This is a genomic window from Enterococcus sp. C46 (assembly GCF_040887565.1).
GTDB lineage: Bacteria > Bacillota > Bacilli > Lactobacillales > Enterococcaceae > Enterococcus_B > Enterococcus_B lactis.
On record NZ_JBFOGA010000002.1, the window covers coordinates 98,985 to 117,624 of the forward strand.

Sequence of the window (18,640 nt, forward strand, 5' to 3'; positions counted from 1 at the left end):
TATCAGACAAATAAAAAATATATTGTATTTTTAGGAGGACATTTTAAAATGGCAAAAGAAAAATTTGACCGTTCTAAACCACACGTTAACATTGGTACTATCGGACACGTTGACCATGGTAAAACTACATTAACAGCTGCAATCACAACTGTACTATCTAAGAAAAACGGCGGCCAAGCTATGGCTTACGATCAAATCGATGGTGCTCCAGAAGAACGCGAACGCGGAATCACAATCTCAACAGCTCACGTTGAGTATGAAACAGATACACGCCACTACGCTCACGTTGACTGCCCAGGACACGCGGACTACGTTAAAAACATGATCACTGGTGCTGCTCAAATGGACGGAGCTATCTTGGTAGTTTCTGCTGCTGACGGCCCAATGCCTCAAACTCGTGAACACATCCTATTGTCTCGTCAAGTTGGTGTTCCTTACATCGTTGTATTCTTGAACAAAGTAGACATGGTTGATGACGAAGAATTACTAGAATTAGTTGAAATGGAAGTTCGTGACCTATTAACAGAATACGAATTCCCTGGTGACGATGTTCCTGTAGTTGCTGGTTCAGCTTTGAAAGCTCTAGAAGGCGACGCTTCATACGAAGAAAAAATTCTTGAATTGATGGCTGCAGTTGACGAATACATCCCAACTCCAGAACGTGACAACGACAAACCATTCATGATGCCAGTTGAAGACGTGTTCTCAATCACTGGACGTGGTACTGTTGCTACAGGTCGTGTGGAACGTGGACAAGTTCGCGTTGGTGACGAAGTTGAAGTTGTCGGTATTGCTGAAGAAACTTCAAAAACAACAGTTACTGGTGTTGAAATGTTCCGTAAATTGTTAGACTACGCTGAAGCTGGAGACAACATTGGTGCTTTACTACGTGGTGTTGCACGTGAAGACATCCAACGTGGACAAGTTTTAGCTAAACCAGGTACAATCACACCTCATACAAAATTCTCTGCAGAAGTATACGTGTTGACAAAAGAAGAAGGTGGACGTCACACTCCATTCTTCACTAACTACCGTCCACAATTCTACTTCCGTACAACTGACGTAACAGGTGTTGTTGAATTACCAGAAGGAACTGAAATGGTTATGCCTGGCGACAACGTAACAATGGAAGTTGAATTAATCCACCCAATCGCTATCGAAAACGGTACTAAATTCTCAATCCGTGAAGGCGGACGTACAGTTGGTGCCGGTGTCGTTACAGAAATCAAAGCTTAATTGATTTAAGCAAAACTAAGCAACATTTATTCGGACGTAATCGCTTGGAATGAAGATCTCAGGATCTTTGTTCCGAGCTTTTTTATTTATTGTAGGATCAGGGAAAAAGACAGGAGCATTATAATAGAAGAAACACGAAATAAAAGAGTCAGTATTTTCTAAATGAAACTTTATGAAAACAAAATGTTTTTTACAAGAAAAAGCCTTGCGTTGTGAGTTTATATATATTATAATGACAAAGGTGCGTTTACTTTAGTGAATTGCACAGACGTAATCAGATTGATTTCGTCGGCTAAGAAACGAGAGGTTGCGACACGCCCGGACGCTTTGCCACGAACGAGCGTGACGGAAATTTTCGTGGAGCTATGTCTACTTTTCAAAATAGGCGAAGGAGGGAACAAGATGGCAAAACAAAAAATTCGTATCCGTTTAAAAGCGTATGAACACCGTATTTTAGATCAATCAGCGGATAAAATCGTGGAAACTGCAAAAAGAACTGGAGCTAGCGTGTCTGGTCCAATTCCATTACCAACTGAACGCAGTCTTTACACAATCATTCGTGCGACTCATAAATACAAAGATTCACGCGAACAATTCGAAATGCGTACACACAAACGTCTTATCGACATTGTGAACCCAACACCAAAAACTGTTGATGCTTTGATGAAGCTAGACTTACCATCTGGTGTAAACATCGAAATCAAATTATAAAACTAAAACAAAAATAATGGAGGTGTACTCATGACCAAAGGAATCTTAGGGAAAAAAGTGGGAATGACACAAATCTTCACTGAATCTGGTGAATTAATTCCAGTTACTGTTGTAGAAGCTACGCCAAACGTAGTACTACAAGTGAAAACAATGGAAACGGATGGCTACGAAGCTATTCAAGTTGGTTACCAAGATATGCGTGAAGTTTTATCAAACAAACCTGCGAAAGGTCATGTTGCAAAAGCAAACACGGCTCCTAAGCGCTTCATTCGTGAATTCAAAAATGTTGAGCTAGGAGAATATGAAGTAGGAAAAGAAATTACAGTAGATGTTTTCCAAGCAGGAGACATTATTGATGTAACAGGTACTACGAAAGGTAAAGGATTCCAAGGGGTTATCAAACGCCATGGACAAAGCCGCGGACCAATGGCTCACGGTTCTCGTTACCATCGTCGTCCTGGGTCAATGGGTCCAGTTGCACCTAACCGTGTATTCAAAAACAAACGTCTTGCTGGCCGTATGGGTGGCAACCGCGTAACTATCCAAAACTTGGAAGTTGTACGTGTAGATGCAGAAAGAAATGTTATCTTGATCAAAGGTAATGTTCCTGGAGCGAAAAAATCTTTAATCACTATCAAATCAGCTGTGAAAGCTAAATAATTGTAGGAAGAAAGGAGGAACTAAGGAATGCCGAATGTAGCATTATTCAAACAAGATGGAAGCCAAAACGGTGAAATCACACTTAACGAAGAAATCTTCGGAATTGAACCTAATGAAAGTGTTGTTTACGATGCAATCGTAATGCAACGTGCGTCATTAAGACAAGGAACACACGCGGTTAAAAACCGTAGCGCTGTTCGTGGCGGTGGACGTAAACCATGGCGTCAAAAAGGAACAGGTCGTGCACGTCAAGGATCTATCCGCTCACCACAATGGCGTGGAGGTGGCGTAGTCTTTGGACCAACACCACGTTCTTACAGCTACAAACTTCCTAAAAAAGTTCGTCGTTTAGCAATGAAATCTGTATTGTCAGAAAAAGTTGCTGAAAACAACTTGGTAGCAATCGAAGGCTTGAACTTCGACGCACCAAAAACAAAAGAATTCAAACAAGTTCTTGCTAACTTATCTATCGACTCTAAAGTATTGGTTGTTCTAGAAAAAGGTAACGACTTTGCTGCTTTATCAGCACGTAACTTACCAAACGTTTCTGTAGTAACTTCTGATAATGTGAGTGTGCTAGACGTTGTATCAAATACAAAAGTGTTAGCAACACAAACTGCTCTTACTCAAATTGAGGAGGTGCTTGCATAATGAACTTACTAGACGTAATCAAACGCCCAGTGATCACTGAAAAATCAATGCTTGCCATGGACGACAAGAAATACACTTTTGAAGTGGACACTCGCGCAAACAAAACTTTAGTAAAACAAGCGGTAGAAGCTGCTTTTGACGTTAAAGTCAAAAACGTGAACATCGTGAACGTACGTGCGAAATTCAAACGTATGGGCAAATATGCAGGATATACAAAAAAACGTCGCAAAGCGATCGTTACATTGACTGAAGATTCAAAAGAAATCCAATTATTCGAAGCTGCTGAATAAGCGCTAATAGATAACTCATTAAATTAGGAGGGAAAAACGTGGCGATTAAAAAGTACAAACCTACCTCAAATGGTCGTCGTAACATGACAGGTTCTGATTTTGCTGAAATCACAACATCAACACCTGAAAAATCATTGTTACAACCATTGAAAAACCATGCTGGACGTAACAACAACGGCCGCATCACTGTACGTCATCAAGGTGGCGGACACAAACGCCAATATCGCGTGATCGACTTCAAACGTAACAAAGACAACGTTGTTGCAACTGTTCAAACGATCGAATATGATCCAAACCGTTCAGCTAACATCGCGTTAGTACACTATGAAGATGGAGTGAAAGCTTACATCTTAGCACCTAAAGGACTAGAAGTGGGTATGAAACTTGTTTCAGGTCCAGAAGCAGATATCAAAGTCGGAAATGCTCTTCCATTAGAAAACATTCCAGTTGGTACTGTTATCCACAACATTGAAATGAAACCTGGTAAAGGTGGACAATTGATCCGTTCTGCTGGTACAAGTGCTCAAGTACTTGGTAAAGAAGGCAAATACGTATTGATCCGCTTGAACTCTGGTGAAGTTCGTATGATCTTAGCTGCATGCCGCGCAACAATCGGTTCTGTAGGTAACGAACAACACGAATTAATCAACATCGGTAAAGCTGGACGCTCTCGTTGGATGCGTAAACGCCCAACTGTACGTGGTAGCGTAATGAACCCTAATGATCACCCACACGGTGGTGGTGAAGGTAAAGCTCCTATTGGACGTAAAGCACCAGTTTCTCCTTGGGGTCAACCAGCTCTTGGTTACAAAACTCGTAACAAAAAAGCTAAATCAGACAAACTTATTGTTCGTCGTCGCAAAAATAAATAATTACTTTGACCATGTGTCGCACATTTTGAGAGGAGGTTCACCATGGGTCGTAGTTTAAAGAAAGGACCTTTTGTCGATGAGCATTTAATGAAAAAAGTTGAAGCTCAAGCAGGGGTTGAAAAGAAAAAAGTTATCAAAACTTGGTCACGCCGTTCAACAGTTTTCCCAAGTTTTGTTGGATATACCATCGCAGTTTATGATGGACGTAAACATGTACCAGTTTACATCCAAGAAGACATGGTAGGACACAAATTAGGTGAATTTGCACCTACAAGAACTTATCGTGGACATGCTGCTGACGATAAGAAAACGAAACGCTAATTTGAGGGGAGGATAAATCCAAATGGCAGAACAAATCACATCAGCTAAAGCAACTGCAAAAACAGTTCGCACTTCACCTCGAAAAGCCCGTTTAGTAATTGACCTTATCAGAGGTAAAAGTGTCGCAGATGCAATTTCAATCTTGAAATTCACACCAAACAAATCTGCTGGAATCATTGAAAAAGTATTGATGTCAGCAGTTGCGAATGCAGAAAATAACTTTGACTTAGATGTTGAAAACTTGGTAGTAACCGAAGCTTTTGTTAACGAAGGACCTACAATGAAACGTTTCCGTCCTCGTGCAAAAGGATCAGCTTCTCCAATCAACAAACGTACAAGTCATATCACGGTAGTCGTATCAGAAAAATAAGGAGGGATAATCAGTGGGTCAAAAAGTACATCCAATTGGAATGCGTGTAGGCATCATCCGCGACTGGGATGCTAAATGGTATGCTGAAAAAGAGTATGCTGAGTTCTTACACGAAGATTTAAGAATCCGTAAATTTATTTCAACTAAACTTGCTGATGCTGCTGTATCAACAGTTGAAATCGAACGTGCAACAGGTCGCGTAAACATTTCAATTCACACAGCTAAACCAGGTATGGTTATTGGTAAAGGCGGTTCTGAAGTCGAAAGCCTAAGAAAAGAATTAAACAAATTAACTGGTAAAAGAATCCACATCAACATCGTGGAAATCAAAAAACCAGATCTAGATGCAAAATTAGTAGGTGAAGGAATCGCACGTCAATTAGAAAACCGTGTTGCTTTCCGTCGCGCTCAAAAACAAGCGATCCAACGCTCAATGCGTGCTGGCGCTCAAGGTATCAAAACTCAAGTATCTGGTCGTCTAAACGGAGCAGATATCGCTCGTTCAGAAGGATACTCAGAGGGAACTGTTCCTCTTCATACTTTACGTGCGGACATTGATTACGCATGGGAAGAAGCAGATACAACATACGGAAAACTAGGAGTTAAAGTGTGGATCTATCGTGGAGAAATTCTTCCAACTAAAAAAAACACTGAGAAAGGAGGGAAATAATCATGTTAGTACCTAAACGTGTAAAACACCGTCGTGAATTCCGCGGAAAAATGCGCGGGGAAGCTAAAGGCGGAAAAGAAGTAGCATTCGGTGAATACGGTTTGCAAGCTGTTGATTCACATTGGATCACAAACCGCCAAATCGAAGCTGCTCGTATCGCAATGACTCGTTACATGAAACGTGGTGGGAAAGTATGGATTAAAATTTTCCCTCACAAATCTTATACTGCCAAAGCAATTGGGGTACGTATGGGTTCTGGTAAAGGGGCACCTGAAGGATGGGTTGCACCAGTAAAACGTGGTAAAATCATGTTTGAAATCGCAGGCGTTCCTGAAGAAGTAGCTCGTGAAGCGTTACGTCTAGCTTCTCACAAATTACCAATGAAAACTAAGATCGTAAAACGTGAGGAAATGGGTGGTGAATCGAATGAAGGTTAAAGAAATCAGAGAATTAACCACTGCCGAAATGCTTGATCAAGAAAAACAATTAAAAGAAGAATTGTTTAATCTTAGATTCCAATTAGCAACAGGTCAATTAGAAAACACTGCACGTATTAAAGAAGTACGTAAATCGATTGCACGCATCAAAACTGTGTTGCGTGAACAAGCTAAGTAATTATGGAAGGAGGCCATTAAGCGTATGACTGAAGGAAGAAATCAACGCAAAGTTTATCAAGGTCGCGTGGTTTCAGACAAAATGGATAAAACAATTACCGTTGCTGTCGAAACAAAGAAAAACCACCCTATCTATGGCAAACGCATGAACTATTCTAAGAAATACAAAGTGCATGATGAAAACAACACAGCAAAAGTTGGCGACATCGTGAGAATTATGGAAACTCGTCCATTATCAGCTACAAAACGTTTCCGTTTGTTGGAAGTAGTCGAAGAAGCAGTTATTATCTAATAACACGAGATTTTCCTATATAGATTGAATGCAAAATCTGAAAGGAGGATACACAACGTGATCCAAGCAGAAAGTCGTTTAAAAGTCGCTGATAACTCAGGCGCACGTGAAATTTTGACGATCAAAGTCCTTGGTGGATCTGGTCGTAAAACTGCTAACATCGGTGATGTGATCGTTGCTACGGTTAAACAAGCAACGCCAGGTGGGGTTGTCAAAAAAGGTGACGTCGTTAAAGCCGTTATCGTTCGAACAAAATCAGGAGCTCGTCGTACAGACGGTTCATATATTAAATTTGATGAAAATGCTGCAGTGATTATTCGTGATGATAAAAGCCCTCGTGGAACACGTATCTTTGGGCCAGTTGCACGTGAACTACGTGAAAACAACTTCATGAAGATCGTTTCACTAGCACCAGAAGTTTTATAATCTTGAGACACTTATCAAAGGAGGTGCGAAACAGTTATGTTTGTTAAAAAAGGCGATAAAGTTAAAGTTATCACTGGAAAAGACAAAAACAAAGAAGGCGTTGTACTAGCAGCGTTCCCGAAAAAAGATAAAGTTATTGTCGAAGGTGTAAATGTCGTTAAAAAACACCAAAAACCTTCTCAAGCTGCTCCTCAAGGTGGAATTGTTGAGATGGAAGCGCCAATTCATGTTTCTAACGTGATGGTGGTTGACTCTACTGGTGTAGCTGGCCGAGTTGGCTACAAAGAAGTAGACGGCAAAAAAGTCCGTGTTTCTAAAAAAACCGGTGAAGTTTTAGATAAATAAAAGTTTAAGGAAGGAGGGTCTTACTGAATGAACCGCCTAAAAGAAAAATATCTTAAAGAAGTAACTCCATCATTGATGGAAAAATTTAACTATAGCTCTGTTATGCAAACACCTAAAGTTGAAAAAATCGTCATCAACATGGGTGTTGGTGATGCGGTATCAAACGCTAAAAACTTAGATAAAGCAGTTGAAGAATTAACTTTGATCACTGGTCAAAAACCAATGATTACAAAAGCTAAAAAATCAATCGCTGGATTCCGTTTACGTGAAGGAATGCCAATTGGTGCAAAAGTTACATTGCGCGGAGAAAGAATGTACGAATTCTTAGACAAATTGGTTTCAGTTTCACTACCACGTGTACGTGACTTCCATGGTGTAAGTAAAAAAGCCTTTGACGGTCGTGGAAACTATACTTTAGGTATTAAAGAACAATTGATCTTCCCAGAAGTAGATTATGATTTAGTAGATAAAGTACGTGGTATGGACATCGTTATTGTAACAACAGCAAACTCTGATGAAGAATCTCGTGAGTTGTTGACACAATTAGGCATGCCATTCCAAAAATAATTAAAGGAGGCGAACTACGTGGCTAAAAAATCAATGATTGCTAAAAACAAACGTCCTGCAAAATTTTCAACACAAGCTTATACTCGTTGCGAACGTTGCGGACGTCCACATTCAGTTTATCGTAAGTTCCATCTTTGCCGTATTTGCTTCCGCGAACTTGCCTATAAAGGTCAAATTCCCGGCGTGAAGAAAGCTAGCTGGTAAAAAGTAAATTCGCATAAGAAGGAGGTAAAAGATCAATGGTCATGACAGATCCAATTGCAGATTTTCTAACTCGTATCCGTAACGCAAACATGGTTAAACATGAGTCTTTAGAAGTACCTGCATCAAAAATTAAACGTGACATCGCTGAAATCTTGAAACGTGAAGGTTTCGTTCGTGATGTTGAATACATCGAAGATGACAAACAAGGCGTGATCCGTGTTTTCCTAAAATTTGGTAAAAACGGCGAACGTGTTATCACAAACTTAAAACGTATCTCTAAACCAGGTTTGCGTGCTTATGTCAAAGCTGACGAAGTACCAAAAGTATTGAACGGTTTAGGTATCGCAATCATTTCGACTTCTGAAGGTGTTGTCACTGATAAAGAAGCTCGTGAAAAAAATATCGGCGGCGAAGTTATCGCTTACGTATGGTAATCAAGTAGAATCTACAAGGAGGTGTCTTTAAGTGAGCCGTATCGGAAATAAAGTCGTTGTTATCCCTGAAGGAGTAACAGTTACTCAAGAAGGAAACAACGTTACAGTTAAAGGACCAAAAGGTGAATTGACTCGTACTTTCTCAGCAGATATCAAAATGAATATCGAAGGAAACGAAGTGACTTTCACTCGTCCAAACGACAGTAAAGAAATGAAAACAATTCATGGAACAACTCGTGCGAACTTCAACAACATGGTTGTAGGTGTCAGCGAAGGTTTCCAAAAAGCGTTAGAACTAATCGGGGTTGGGTACCGTGCACAATTACAAGGATCAAAACTTGTATTGAACGTTGGTTACTCACATCCAGTAGAAATCACACCACCAGCTGGAGTAACTGTTGAAGTACCAGCTAACACACAAGTAATTGTTAAAGGTGCGAACAAAGAAGAAGTTGGCGAATTAGCTGCAAATATTCGTGGAACTCGTCCTCCAGAACCTTATAAAGGTAAAGGTATTCGTTATGTTGGCGAATATGTACGCCGTAAAGAAGGTAAAACTGGTAAATAATCGTTTAGAAAAATTGCATAGAAGCCAGCAGCAGGAAAAAGGCATTTGGCTGAAGTTTACCTTCAAAAAAATAAATTTTTACTTGTGCCGCAGCTTCTATTTTTCGAAACGTATTTACTGCTTGAAATAGTAGTACAATAAAAATAAAGAGGTGACAATTGTGATTACAAAACCAGATAAGAACAAAACACGTCAAAAGAGACATCGTCGTGTACGTAACAATATCTCTGGTACTGCTGAGCGCCCACGCTTGAACGTTTTTCGTTCTAACAAAAACATCTACGCTCAAATTATTGATGACGTAGCGGGTGTAACGCTAGCAAGTGCCTCTACCTTGGATAAAGAAATTTCAGGTGGAACAAAAACAGAAGCAGCACAAGCTGTCGGTAAACTAGTTGCTGAACGTGCAGCTGAAAAAGGCATTAAAGTAGTAGTCTTTGACCGTGGTGGATACCTTTACCATGGCCGTGTGCAAGCTTTAGCTGAAGCTGCTCGCGAAAATGGACTAGAATTTTAGAAGAAGGAGGAATACCATTCATGGTTTATATCGATCCAAAACATTTGGAATTAGAAGACCGCGTTGTTGCAATTAACCGTGTAACAAAAGTTGTTAAAGGTGGACGTCGTCTACGTTTTGCTGCTTTAGTTGTTGTCGGTGACAAAAACGGACACGTAGGATTTGGTACAGGTAAAGCTCAAGAAGTTCCTGAAGCAATCCGTAAAGCAATTGAAGATGCGAAGAAAAACTTAGTTGAAGTACCTATGGTTGGTTCAACAATCCCACACGAAGTAATCGGTGCTTTTAGTGGTGGTAGAATCCTAATGAAACCTGCTGTAGAAGGTTCTGGGGTTGCTGCTGGCGGACCAGTTCGTGCCGTATTAGAATTAGCTGGGGTAGCAGATATCACTTCTAAATCTTTAGGCTCAAATACACCAATCAACGTTGTTCGCGCAACAGTTGAAGGTTTGAAACAATTGAAACGTGCAGAAGAAGTTGCAGAACTTCGCGGCAAATCAGTTGAAGAATTAATCGGATAAGGAGGACAACAATAATGGCTGAATTAAAAGTTACTTTAAAACGCAGTATTATCGGACGTCCTCAAAACCAACGCGATACAGTTAAAGCGTTAGGTCTTACAAAGATTAACAGTTCAGTGGTTAAGCCTTCTAATGAAGCAATTAAAGGCATGATCAATACTGTTTCTCACCTAGTGGACGTTGAAGAAGTTTAATTAAAAAAATCAGAACTAGAATATTAAGGAGGTGCCAAACCTATGAAACTTCATGAATTAAAACCTGCTGAAGGTTCACGCCAAGTACGTAACCGTGTTGGTCGTGGTACTTCATCTGGTAACGGAAAAACTGCCGGACGCGGACAAAAAGGACAAAAAGCCCGTTCAGGCGGTGGTGTGCGTTTAGGATTTGAAGGGGGACAAACACCATTGTTCCGTCGTTTACCAAAACGAGGATTCACAAACGTGAACCGTAAAGACTATGCAGTCATCAATCTTGATGTATTGAACCGCTTTGAAGACGGAGCTGAAGTAACTCCTGTTGCTTTAGTTGAAGCTGGAATCGTGAAAAACGAAAAAGCTGGAATCAAAGTATTAGCTAAAGGGGAACTAAACAAGAAATTAACTGTGAAAGCAGCAAAATTCTCTAAAGCAGCTCAAGAAGCAATTGAAGCGGCTGGTGGATCAATCGAGGTGATCTAATGTTTAGACTATTAAAAGATGCTTTTAAAGTAAAAGACATTAGATCGAAAATCCTATTTACTGTATTTGTGTTGTTTGTATTTCGCCTAGGTGCACATATCACTGTACCAGGCGTAAATGCTGCTTCATTGCAAAACCTTTCTTCTTTGCCATTTTTCAACATGTTGAACTTGGTAAGTGGTAGTGCGATGCAAAACTTCTCCATTTTCTCAATGGGGGTTTCACCATACATTACTGCTTCTATCGTCATTCAGCTTCTTCAAATGGACATCGTGCCTCGATTTGTTGAATGGTCGAAACAAGGGGAAGTTGGTCGTAAAAAATTGAATCAAGCCACTCGATATCTGACATTAGTATTGGCATTTATCCAATCTGTCGGTATCACTGCTGGATTCAATCAATACGCTCAATTAGGTTTCGTGAATAATCCTAACGTAGCAACTTACGTAACGATCGGGTTGATTCTAACAGCCGGTACGATGTTTGTTACTTGGCTAGGAGAACAGATCACAGAAAAAGGTATCGGAAATGGCGTATCAATGATCATTTTTGCAGGGATCATTTCTAGATTGCCTGAAAGTATCAGAGAAATTTATGAAGATTACTTTATAAATATCGATCCTTCAGACATATGGAAATCTGCTATTTTTGTGGCCATTTTATTAGTAGCGATCTTATTGATCGTGACATTCGTAACATTTTTCCAACAAGCTGAACGCAAGATCCCGATTCAATATACGAAACGCGTCGCTGGCGCGCCTACAAGCAGCTATCTGCCGTTGAAAGTAAATGCAGCTGGAGTTATTCCAGTTATCTTTGCTAGTTCGTTTATTGCTACGCCAAATGCTGTTTTACAAGCATTGAGTGGTAGATTCGGTTCTGAAAACTGGTATAAAGTGATGATGGAGATCTTTAACTATAATACAGCACCTGGTGCTACGATTTATACGATTCTGATCGTTGCCTTCACTTTCTTCTACGCCTTTGTACAAGTAAACCCTGAGAAATTAGCGGAAAACTTGCAAAAGCAAGGAAGTTATATACCAAGCGTACGCCCTGGTAAGGGGACTGAAGAGTATGTCTCAAGATTACTGATGCGCTTAAGTACAGTTGGTGCAGTCTTCCTTGGTTTGGTGGCATTGCTTCCAATCATTGCTCAAATGGTTTGGGATCTTCCACAATCAATCGGATTAGGCGGTACAAGCTTACTGATCGTTATCGGTGTAGCTTTAGAAACTGCGAAACAGTTAGAAGGCTTAATGCTGAAACGTAAATATGTTGGATTCATTGAGTAAGAAAGCGTGTTGAGGTTCTTCCTCAACACACGTTCTCACACATTTATTAGGAGGGAAAACAATGAACCTCATTTTAATGGGGCTGCCAGGCGCAGGTAAAGGAACACAAGCTGAAAAAATCATTGACGCTTATGGTATTCCGCACATCTCAACAGGAGATATGTTCCGCGCAGCGATGCAAAACGAAACAGCTCTTGGCCTGGAAGCAAAGTCTTATATGGATAAAGGTGCATTAGTTCCTGATGAAGTAACAAATGGAATCGTGAAAGAGCGACTAGCTGAACCAGATACAGAGAAAGGCTTCTTATTAGACGGCTTTCCACGTACACTAGATCAAGCAAAAGCTCTGGACGCAATGCTAAAAGATTTGAATAAAAAAATTGATGCTGTCATCGATATCCATGTTGGTGAAGAAATCTTGGTCGAACGTCTAGCCGGCCGATTTATCTGCAGCAATTGTGGAGCAACTTACCATAAAATTTTCAACCCTACAAAAGTTGAAGACACATGTGATCGTTGCGGTGGGCATGAATTCTATCAAAGAGAAGATGATAAACCTGAGACGGTTAAAAATCGTCTGGCTATCAACATCAAAAATAGTGAACCAATCTTGGCTTATTATAAAGAACAAGGTTTGCTAAACACTATTGATGGTGCTCGTGAAATCGATGCTGTATTTGCAGATGTACAAAAAATCATTGAAAAATAGCACGATTGCCCGTAGCCGACTTGCATTATGCAGTTACTCTTGTCAAGTTCAATAAATTATGATAGAATATGTCAGTCCGACTTCTAGAGAATCCTCTAGATGATCCATTTTGAGAATTTTGAGGTGGGAACTGCAGTTTCCGCCATTTTATCGTGTGAAAATGCGAAACAAGTACAAGGAGGTACTGTGCGTGGCAAAAGAAGATATGATTGAAGTCGAAGGTACAGTCGTCGAAACTTTGCCGAATGCAATGTTTAAAGTTGAACTAGAAAACGGACACCAAGTTCTTGCTACTGTTTCAGGTAAAATTCGTATGCATTACATCCGTATCTTACCTGGTGACAAAGTAACGGTTGAATTGTCTCCATACGATCTTAACCGTGGCCGTATTACTTATCGCTTTAAATAATTGTACTCCGTAAAACTACAGGAGGTATTATCATGAAAGTAAGACCATCAGTAAAACCAATGTGCGAACATTGTAAAGTAATTCGTCGTAAAGGACGCGTTATGGTGATTTGCCCAGCAAATCCAAAACATAAACAACGTCAAGGATAATTGGAGGTGCTATAAATATGGCTCGTATTGCAGGAGTAGATATTCCTCGTGATAAACGTGTGGTAGTTTCACTTACTTATATCTATGGTATTGGTAACACTACTGCTAAAAAGATCTTAGCTGATGCTGGTGTATCTGAAGATGTTCGCGTTCGTGAATTAACGAATGAACAAACAGATGCTATCCGTGCGGAAGTAGATAAATTAAAAGTTGAAGGGGATCTTCGTCGTGAAGTGAACTTGAACATCAAACGTTTGATGGAAATCGGTTCTTACCGTGGAATCCGTCATCGCCGTGGATTGCCTGTTCGTGGACAAAACACGAAAAACAATGCACGTACTCGTAAAGGCCCAGCTCGCGCTATCGCTGGCAAGAAAAAATAATTCTTAAGTGAAGGAGGTTAAAACTTCATGGCAGCAAAAAAAGTGAATCGTAAACGCCGTGTGAAGAAGAATATAGAAGCAGGTATTGCACATATCCATTCTACATTCAATAACACTATCATCATGATCACTGATACTCACGGAAATGCATTAGCGTGGTCATCAGCTGGTTCATTAGGTTTCAAAGGAAGCAAAAAATCAACTCCTTTTGCCGCTCAAATGGCAGCAGAAACTGCTACAAAAGCAGCAATGGAACACGGATTAAAGACTGTTGAAGTAACAGTTAAAGGACCTGGTTCTGGACGTGAAGCAGCAATTCGTTCATTACAAGCTACAGGTTTAGAAGTGACTGCAATTCGTGACGTGACTCCAGTTCCTCATAATGGTGCCCGCCCTCCAAAACGCCGTCGTGTTTAATGAGTGCCGCTCATTTTGAGTTTTATCAGTAACGTCATTGAACAAGACACTTTTCGTTTTGAAAGGGGTAAAGATAAGAATGATTGAGTTCGAAAAACCAAGAATCGCAAAAATTGATGAAGAAAAAGATTATGGCAAGTTCATCGTTGAACCTCTTGAAAGAGGGTATGGGACTACTTTAGGGAATTCCCTACGTCGTATTTTATTATCTTCTTTGCCAGGTGCTGCCATCACTAATATTCAAATCGATGGTGTACTGCATGAATTCTCTACCATCAAAGGTGTTAGAGAAGACGTCACTCAAATCATCTTGAACATTAAAGGCTTAGCGCTGAAAATGTATGGCCAAGAAGAAAAAACCCTTGAAATCGATATTACCGGACCTGCTACAGTAACTGCTGGCGATATTATCGTTGATAGTGATGTAGAAATTCTTAACAAAGATATGTACATCTGTAGTGTCTCTGAAGGAGCTACGTTCCATGCTCGCTTAACAGTGAAACCTGGACGTGGTTATGTTCAAGCAGATGAAAATAAAAAAGAAGATATGCCAATTGGCGTTCTTCCAGTCGATTCAATCTACACACCTGTTCGTCGTGTGAACTATCAAGTTGAGAACACACGTGTTGGACACCGTGAAGATTTTGATAAATTGACGATGGAGATTTGGACAGATGGTTCAATCGAACCGTTGGAAGCAATGAGTCTATCTGCGAAAATCATGACTGAACATTTGGATATTTTTGTGAACTTAACTGATGAAGCAAAAAATGCTGAAATCATGGTCGAAAAAGAAGAAACACAAAAAGAAAAAATGTTGGAAATGACGATCGAAGAGTTAGACTTGTCTGTTCGCTCTTACAATTGTTTGAAACGTGCAGGAATCAATACTGTACAAGAACTTACAAATAAATCTGAGCCTGAAATGATCAAAGTCCGTAATTTAGGACGTAAGTCATTAGAAGAAGTTAAAGCAAAATTGCACGACTTAGGTTTAGGTTTACGTAAAGAAGATTAAAACCTTTTACGAAGGAGGGAAACCAACGTGAGTTATCGTAAACTAGGACGCACATCTAGCCAACGTAAAGCGATGTTGCGTGATTTAACAACTGATTTATTAATCAACGAACGTATTGTGACTACTGAAGCTCGTGCGAAAGAAGTTCGCTCAACTGCAGAAAAAATGATCACTTTAGGTAAACGCGGAGATTTGCATGCACGTCGTCAAGCTGCGGCTTTCGTACGTAATGAAGTTGCCAGCGTGCGTGAAGAAAATGAGGACATCGTCATTGAATCAGCTTTACAAAAACTATTCAACGATATTGCACCTCGTTACGCAGAACGTCAAGGCGGATACACACGCATTTTGAAGACAGAACCAAGACGCGGTGATGGTGCACCAATGGTTGTCTTAGAACTTGTCTAAAATCACACTAATAACATCACTTTATAGATGATTCTTTTAGAGTGTTATGATGTTGGAAGATATTTTTCCGAGTCTAGCTCAGCGCTGCTCCTCAAGCGAATATCGCTTGGGGAGTAAGCACTCATCATAAAGTGTTTTTTTATACCTTCAATTAACTGTCATGACATCTCTGCTTGAAGGCATAAAAAAACATTTTAAGCGAGAAATAATTGAAAATTTTGTCTTTTTTTGATAGTGTTAGTAGGAACTTTAGGATGAAGAAGGAGTAATCATGGAGCCAATTATTGAATTAGAGAAAATAAATTATAAATATCAGCCAGATGATCTTCGCCCCGCATTGAAAGATGTCTCCTTTACAATTGATAAAGGTGAGTGGATCGCTATTATTGGACACAATGGTTCAGGAAAATCGACACTTGCCAAAACAATCAATGGGCTACTTCTGCCAGAATCAGGGGTCGTGAAAGTCGGAAATCAAGTATTGGATGAAGAAAACATTTGGACGATCCGGCAAATGGTTGGAATGGTTTTTCAAAATCCAGACAATCAGTTCGTTGGTTCGACAGTAGAAGATGACGTTGCGTTTGGTCTTGAAAATCAAGGGATTCCCAGAGAAGAAATGCTGATACGTGTGAAAGATGCACTTGAGAAAGTTAGAATGGCTGAGTTTGCTACACGCGAGCCTGCTCGTTTATCAGGAGGACAAAAACAACGTGTTGCTATTGCCGGCGTGGTTGCCTTACGACCTGATATCATTATTTTAGATGAAGCAACAAGTATGCTAGATCCAGAAGGCCGTGAAGAAGTGATTTCTACGATCAAGAAGATCAAAGAAGAAAGTCAATTGACCGTTATATCTATCACTCACGATATTGATGAAGCAGCTAATGCCAATCGGATATTAGTGATGAGGCAAGGAGAACTTGTCCGTGAAGGTACACCAAAAGAAATCTTTTCTGCGGGACCCGAACTGATTGATTTAGGTCTAGATCTACCATTTCCTGAAAAACTGAAGCGTGCACTGAAAGAACGCGGGGTAGATGTGCCAAGTGAATATATGACAGAAGAAAGGATGGTGGATTGGTTATGGACATCCGTTTTGAACAAGTAGACTTCACTTATCAGCCGAATACACCATTTGAACAACGAGCCTTATTTGACATCAATATGACGATCAAAGAAAACAGTTATACAGCATTAGTAGGGCATACCGGAAGCGGGAAATCAACTTTACTCCAACATTTGAATGCGCTTGTTAAGCCAACAAGCGGTACCGTCCATATTGGAGAACGCGACATTCAGCCAGATACGGATAATAAAAATCTAAAGCCGATCCGAAAAAAAGTCGGCATCGTCTTTCAGTTTCCAGAAGCACAGCTATTCGAAGAAACGGTGGCAAAAGATATTGCCTTCGGTCCTAAAAACTTTGGTGTCAGTGAAGAAGAAGCGCTGATACTAGCAAAAGAAACGTTAGAACAAGTTGGACTGGATGAAAGCTATTTGGACCGTTCACCATTTGAACTTTCAGGAGGGCAAATGCGTAGAGTAGCAATCGCTGGTGTGCTTGCCATGAAGCCTGAAGTACTTGTATTGGACGAACCAACGGCAGGACTTGATCCTCAGGGCAGAAAAGAAATGATGGAGATGTTTTGGCGTCTTCATAAGGAACAACAGATTACTATTGTTTTAGTGACGCATTTAATGGATGATGTAGCCAATTTTGCAGACTATGTCTATGTACTGGAGAAGGGGCGAATCGTTAATAGCGGGCAGCCTCAAGAGGTTTTTCAAAACATCAAATGGCTAAAAGAAAAACAGTTAGGCGTACCTACTGCCACAGAATTTGCAGAAGAATTAATGGCTAAAGGGATGGACTTCACTACCTTACCTTTAACAGCTGAAGAATTAGCAGACGCCATCGTCCATTCTGCTGGAGGAAATGCCCATGATGAATAAATTGATATTTGGTCGTTATATGCCAGGAGATTCCTTGATCCATCGATTGGATCCCCGAGCCAAATTATTAGCCAGTTTTTATTTTATTGGTATCATTTTTTTAGCAAATAATTGGGAAACATATCTTGTATTGGCAGTTTTCACATTATTTTCCGTCTTCTTATCAAAAGTAGACTTGAAATTTTTTATCCGAGGTATTCGCCCATTGATTTGGCTGATCCTCTTTACTGTAGCTTTGCAAATCTTGTTCACCAGCGGAGGAGAAACTTATTGGAGTTGGGGTGTTTTCCATATCACTGAATTTGGTGTGATGAACGGTCTCTTTATTTTCTGCCGATTCGTGTTGATTATTTTTATGTCGACGCTACTCACGCTTACTACACCGCCTTTGGAATTATCTGATGCGATTGAGTACTTGCTTCGTCCATTGAAAGCCGTACGGTTCCCAGTCCACGAAATTTCTTTGATGCTGTCGATTGCTCTTCGTTTTGTGCCTACATTGATGGATGAAACAGAAAAGATCATGAACGCTCAGCGCGCGCGTGGTGTTGACTTTGGTGAAGGCAATCTAGTTCAGAAAATGAAAGCAGTCATTCCTTTGCTGATTCCTTTATTTGTCAGCAGTTTCAACCGAGCGGAAGATCTTGCGACCGCTATGGAAGCAAGGGGCTACAAGGGCGGGGAAGGAAGAACGAAATATCGTGTCTTGCATTGGCATAATAGAGACACGATGGTTATCATTGCTTTTATATTATTAACCGTGCTGCTGATCTTTTTAAGAGGATAAACGTTCAGTGGACCGCTATCTATCCTTTTCTTGCTAATCTATTTGCAAGAAAGTATGCGAGCAGTGTATGACAAGAAACATTAGGGTCTGTGGCAGACTAATGTCACAGGCCTCTTTCTTTTATTTGAAAAAAAGAACAAACAACATTATCTGGAAAAACCAC

General features: G+C 40.2%; 33 protein-coding genes. All 33 read left to right on the top strand.

Features of this window, described 5'->3' with window-relative positions; all coding sequences use genetic code 11:
- Positions 1-48 precede the first annotated feature (48 nt).
- The 33 genes from tuf (at position 49) to AB3I27_RS03790 (ending at position 18,477) form a co-directional block, all read left to right on the top strand.
- A complete protein-coding gene (tuf, locus tag AB3I27_RS03630) occupies positions 49-1,236 on the top strand; it encodes an elongation factor Tu (RefSeq protein WP_002290442.1) in 1,188 nt (395 codons plus the stop codon).
- A gap of 402 nt (positions 1,237-1,638) precedes the next feature.
- Complete coding sequence (rpsJ, locus tag AB3I27_RS03635; protein WP_002290443.1) at positions 1,639-1,947, top strand: 30S ribosomal protein S10; 309 nt, start codon at positions 1,639-1,641, stop codon at positions 1,945-1,947.
- Positions 1,948-1,977: 30 nt separating this feature from the next.
- A complete protein-coding gene (gene rplC / locus AB3I27_RS03640) occupies positions 1,978-2,607 on the top strand; it encodes a 50S ribosomal protein L3 (RefSeq protein ID WP_002290445.1) in 630 nt (209 codons plus the stop codon).
- A gap of 27 nt (positions 2,608-2,634) precedes the next feature.
- Positions 2,635-3,258, top strand: coding sequence for a 50S ribosomal protein L4 (gene rplD, locus AB3I27_RS03645; protein ID WP_002290446.1), 624 nt, complete (start codon positions 2,635-2,637; stop codon positions 3,256-3,258).
- Entirely contained in the window at positions 3,258-3,548 is a 291-nt protein-coding gene (gene rplW, locus AB3I27_RS03650) for a 50S ribosomal protein L23 (protein ID WP_002290449.1), read from the top strand. Before rplD ends, rplW begins: the two co-directional genes overlap by 1 nt.
- A 38-nt stretch (positions 3,549-3,586) precedes the next feature.
- The gene (rplB, locus tag AB3I27_RS03655; RefSeq protein WP_002290451.1) at positions 3,587-4,420 is read left to right on the top strand and encodes a 50S ribosomal protein L2; all 834 of its coding nucleotides are present in this window, start codon (positions 3,587-3,589) and stop codon (positions 4,418-4,420) included.
- A 42-nt stretch (positions 4,421-4,462) separates the two neighbouring features.
- Positions 4,463-4,741, top strand: coding sequence for a 30S ribosomal protein S19 (rpsS, locus tag AB3I27_RS03660; protein WP_002288655.1), 279 nt, complete (start codon positions 4,463-4,465; stop codon positions 4,739-4,741).
- 22 nt (positions 4,742-4,763) lie between these two features.
- Positions 4,764-5,111 carry a 50S ribosomal protein L22 gene (gene rplV / locus AB3I27_RS03665; RefSeq protein ID WP_002290452.1) on the top strand — a complete coding sequence of 116 codons (348 nt, stop codon included), beginning with the start codon at positions 4,764-4,766 and terminating at the stop codon, positions 5,109-5,111.
- 13 nt (positions 5,112-5,124) lie between these two features.
- A complete protein-coding gene (rpsC, locus tag AB3I27_RS03670; RefSeq protein WP_002288659.1) occupies positions 5,125-5,781 on the top strand; it encodes a 30S ribosomal protein S3 in 657 nt (218 codons plus the stop codon).
- A gap of 2 nt (positions 5,782-5,783) precedes the next feature.
- Positions 5,784-6,218 carry a 50S ribosomal protein L16 gene (rplP, locus tag AB3I27_RS03675; protein ID WP_002288661.1) on the top strand — a complete coding sequence of 145 codons (435 nt, stop codon included), beginning with the start codon at positions 5,784-5,786 and terminating at the stop codon, positions 6,216-6,218.
- Entirely contained in the window at positions 6,208-6,396 is a 189-nt protein-coding gene (gene rpmC / locus AB3I27_RS03680; RefSeq protein ID WP_002288664.1) for a 50S ribosomal protein L29, read from the top strand. Before rplP ends, rpmC begins: the two co-directional genes overlap by 11 nt.
- Before the next feature lie 24 nt (positions 6,397-6,420).
- Positions 6,421-6,687 carry a 30S ribosomal protein S17 gene (gene rpsQ, locus AB3I27_RS03685; protein ID WP_002288668.1) on the top strand — a complete coding sequence of 89 codons (267 nt, stop codon included), beginning with the start codon at positions 6,421-6,423 and terminating at the stop codon, positions 6,685-6,687.
- Positions 6,688-6,744: 57 nt separating this feature from the next.
- On the top strand, positions 6,745-7,113 hold the full coding sequence (gene rplN / locus AB3I27_RS03690; RefSeq protein ID WP_002288669.1) for a 50S ribosomal protein L14: 369 nt from the start codon (positions 6,745-6,747) through the stop codon (positions 7,111-7,113).
- A gap of 36 nt (positions 7,114-7,149) precedes the next feature.
- Entirely contained in the window at positions 7,150-7,458 is a 309-nt protein-coding gene (rplX, locus tag AB3I27_RS03695) for a 50S ribosomal protein L24 (protein ID WP_002288670.1), read from the top strand.
- A gap of 27 nt (positions 7,459-7,485) precedes the next feature.
- Positions 7,486-8,025, top strand: coding sequence for a 50S ribosomal protein L5 (gene rplE, locus AB3I27_RS03700; protein ID WP_002288671.1), 540 nt, complete (start codon positions 7,486-7,488; stop codon positions 8,023-8,025).
- 18 nt (positions 8,026-8,043) lie between these two features.
- Positions 8,044-8,229, top strand: a complete 186-nt coding sequence (locus AB3I27_RS03705) for a type Z 30S ribosomal protein S14 (RefSeq protein WP_002288673.1) — start codon at positions 8,044-8,046, stop codon at positions 8,227-8,229.
- 35 nt (positions 8,230-8,264) lie between these two features.
- Positions 8,265-8,663 (top strand): 30S ribosomal protein S8, encoded by a 399-nt coding sequence (rpsH, locus tag AB3I27_RS03710; RefSeq protein ID WP_002288675.1) that lies wholly within the window; start codon positions 8,265-8,267, stop codon positions 8,661-8,663.
- Between the two features lie 31 nt (positions 8,664-8,694).
- The gene (rplF, locus tag AB3I27_RS03715) at positions 8,695-9,231 is read left to right on the top strand and encodes a 50S ribosomal protein L6 (RefSeq protein ID WP_002309839.1); all 537 of its coding nucleotides are present in this window, start codon (positions 8,695-8,697) and stop codon (positions 9,229-9,231) included.
- Positions 9,232-9,391: 160 nt separating this feature from the next.
- The gene (gene rplR / locus AB3I27_RS03720) at positions 9,392-9,748 is read left to right on the top strand and encodes a 50S ribosomal protein L18 (RefSeq protein WP_002288679.1); all 357 of its coding nucleotides are present in this window, start codon (positions 9,392-9,394) and stop codon (positions 9,746-9,748) included.
- A gap of 20 nt (positions 9,749-9,768) precedes the next feature.
- Positions 9,769-10,269 (top strand): 30S ribosomal protein S5, encoded by a 501-nt coding sequence (rpsE, locus tag AB3I27_RS03725; RefSeq protein WP_002288681.1) that lies wholly within the window; start codon positions 9,769-9,771, stop codon positions 10,267-10,269.
- Between the two features lie 14 nt (positions 10,270-10,283).
- Positions 10,284-10,463 carry a 50S ribosomal protein L30 gene (gene rpmD, locus AB3I27_RS03730; protein ID WP_002290455.1) on the top strand — a complete coding sequence of 60 codons (180 nt, stop codon included), beginning with the start codon at positions 10,284-10,286 and terminating at the stop codon, positions 10,461-10,463.
- Positions 10,464-10,505: 42 nt separating this feature from the next.
- Positions 10,506-10,946, top strand: a complete 441-nt coding sequence (gene rplO, locus AB3I27_RS03735; RefSeq protein ID WP_368022906.1) for a 50S ribosomal protein L15 — start codon at positions 10,506-10,508, stop codon at positions 10,944-10,946.
- On the top strand, positions 10,946-12,241 hold the full coding sequence (gene secY, locus AB3I27_RS03740) for a preprotein translocase subunit SecY (RefSeq protein WP_002345495.1): 1,296 nt from the start codon (positions 10,946-10,948) through the stop codon (positions 12,239-12,241). The genes rplO and secY overlap by 1 nt, the downstream gene beginning before the upstream one ends.
- A gap of 61 nt (positions 12,242-12,302) precedes the next feature.
- Positions 12,303-12,950, top strand: a complete 648-nt coding sequence (locus AB3I27_RS03745; RefSeq protein ID WP_002288690.1) for an adenylate kinase — start codon at positions 12,303-12,305, stop codon at positions 12,948-12,950.
- A gap of 190 nt (positions 12,951-13,140) precedes the next feature.
- On the top strand, positions 13,141-13,359 hold the full coding sequence (gene infA / locus AB3I27_RS03750; RefSeq protein ID WP_002288695.1) for a translation initiation factor IF-1: 219 nt from the start codon (positions 13,141-13,143) through the stop codon (positions 13,357-13,359).
- Between the two features lie 32 nt (positions 13,360-13,391).
- A complete protein-coding gene (rpmJ, locus tag AB3I27_RS03755; RefSeq protein ID WP_002288710.1) occupies positions 13,392-13,508 on the top strand; it encodes a 50S ribosomal protein L36 in 117 nt (38 codons plus the stop codon).
- Between the two features lie 17 nt (positions 13,509-13,525).
- Positions 13,526-13,891 carry a 30S ribosomal protein S13 gene (gene rpsM, locus AB3I27_RS03760; RefSeq protein ID WP_002288713.1) on the top strand — a complete coding sequence of 122 codons (366 nt, stop codon included), beginning with the start codon at positions 13,526-13,528 and terminating at the stop codon, positions 13,889-13,891.
- A gap of 27 nt (positions 13,892-13,918) precedes the next feature.
- On the top strand, positions 13,919-14,308 hold the full coding sequence (gene rpsK, locus AB3I27_RS03765; RefSeq protein WP_002288714.1) for a 30S ribosomal protein S11: 390 nt from the start codon (positions 13,919-13,921) through the stop codon (positions 14,306-14,308).
- Between the two features lie 79 nt (positions 14,309-14,387).
- Positions 14,388-15,326 (top strand): DNA-directed RNA polymerase subunit alpha, encoded by a 939-nt coding sequence (locus AB3I27_RS03770; protein WP_002288715.1) that lies wholly within the window; start codon positions 14,388-14,390, stop codon positions 15,324-15,326.
- 27 nt (positions 15,327-15,353) lie between these two features.
- The gene (rplQ, locus tag AB3I27_RS03775) at positions 15,354-15,734 is read left to right on the top strand and encodes a 50S ribosomal protein L17 (RefSeq protein ID WP_002288716.1); all 381 of its coding nucleotides are present in this window, start codon (positions 15,354-15,356) and stop codon (positions 15,732-15,734) included.
- Positions 15,735-16,005: 271 nt separating this feature from the next.
- Positions 16,006-16,845, top strand: coding sequence for an energy-coupling factor ABC transporter ATP-binding protein (locus AB3I27_RS03780; RefSeq protein ID WP_002290456.1), 840 nt, complete (start codon positions 16,006-16,008; stop codon positions 16,843-16,845).
- Positions 16,821-17,690, top strand: a complete 870-nt coding sequence (locus tag AB3I27_RS03785) for an energy-coupling factor ABC transporter ATP-binding protein (RefSeq protein WP_002290457.1) — start codon at positions 16,821-16,823, stop codon at positions 17,688-17,690. The genes AB3I27_RS03780 and AB3I27_RS03785 overlap by 25 nt, the downstream gene beginning before the upstream one ends.
- Positions 17,680-18,477 (top strand): energy-coupling factor transporter transmembrane protein EcfT, encoded by a 798-nt coding sequence (locus AB3I27_RS03790; protein WP_002312339.1) that lies wholly within the window; start codon positions 17,680-17,682, stop codon positions 18,475-18,477. The genes AB3I27_RS03785 and AB3I27_RS03790 overlap by 11 nt, the downstream gene beginning before the upstream one ends.
- Positions 18,478-18,640 lie beyond the last annotated feature (163 nt).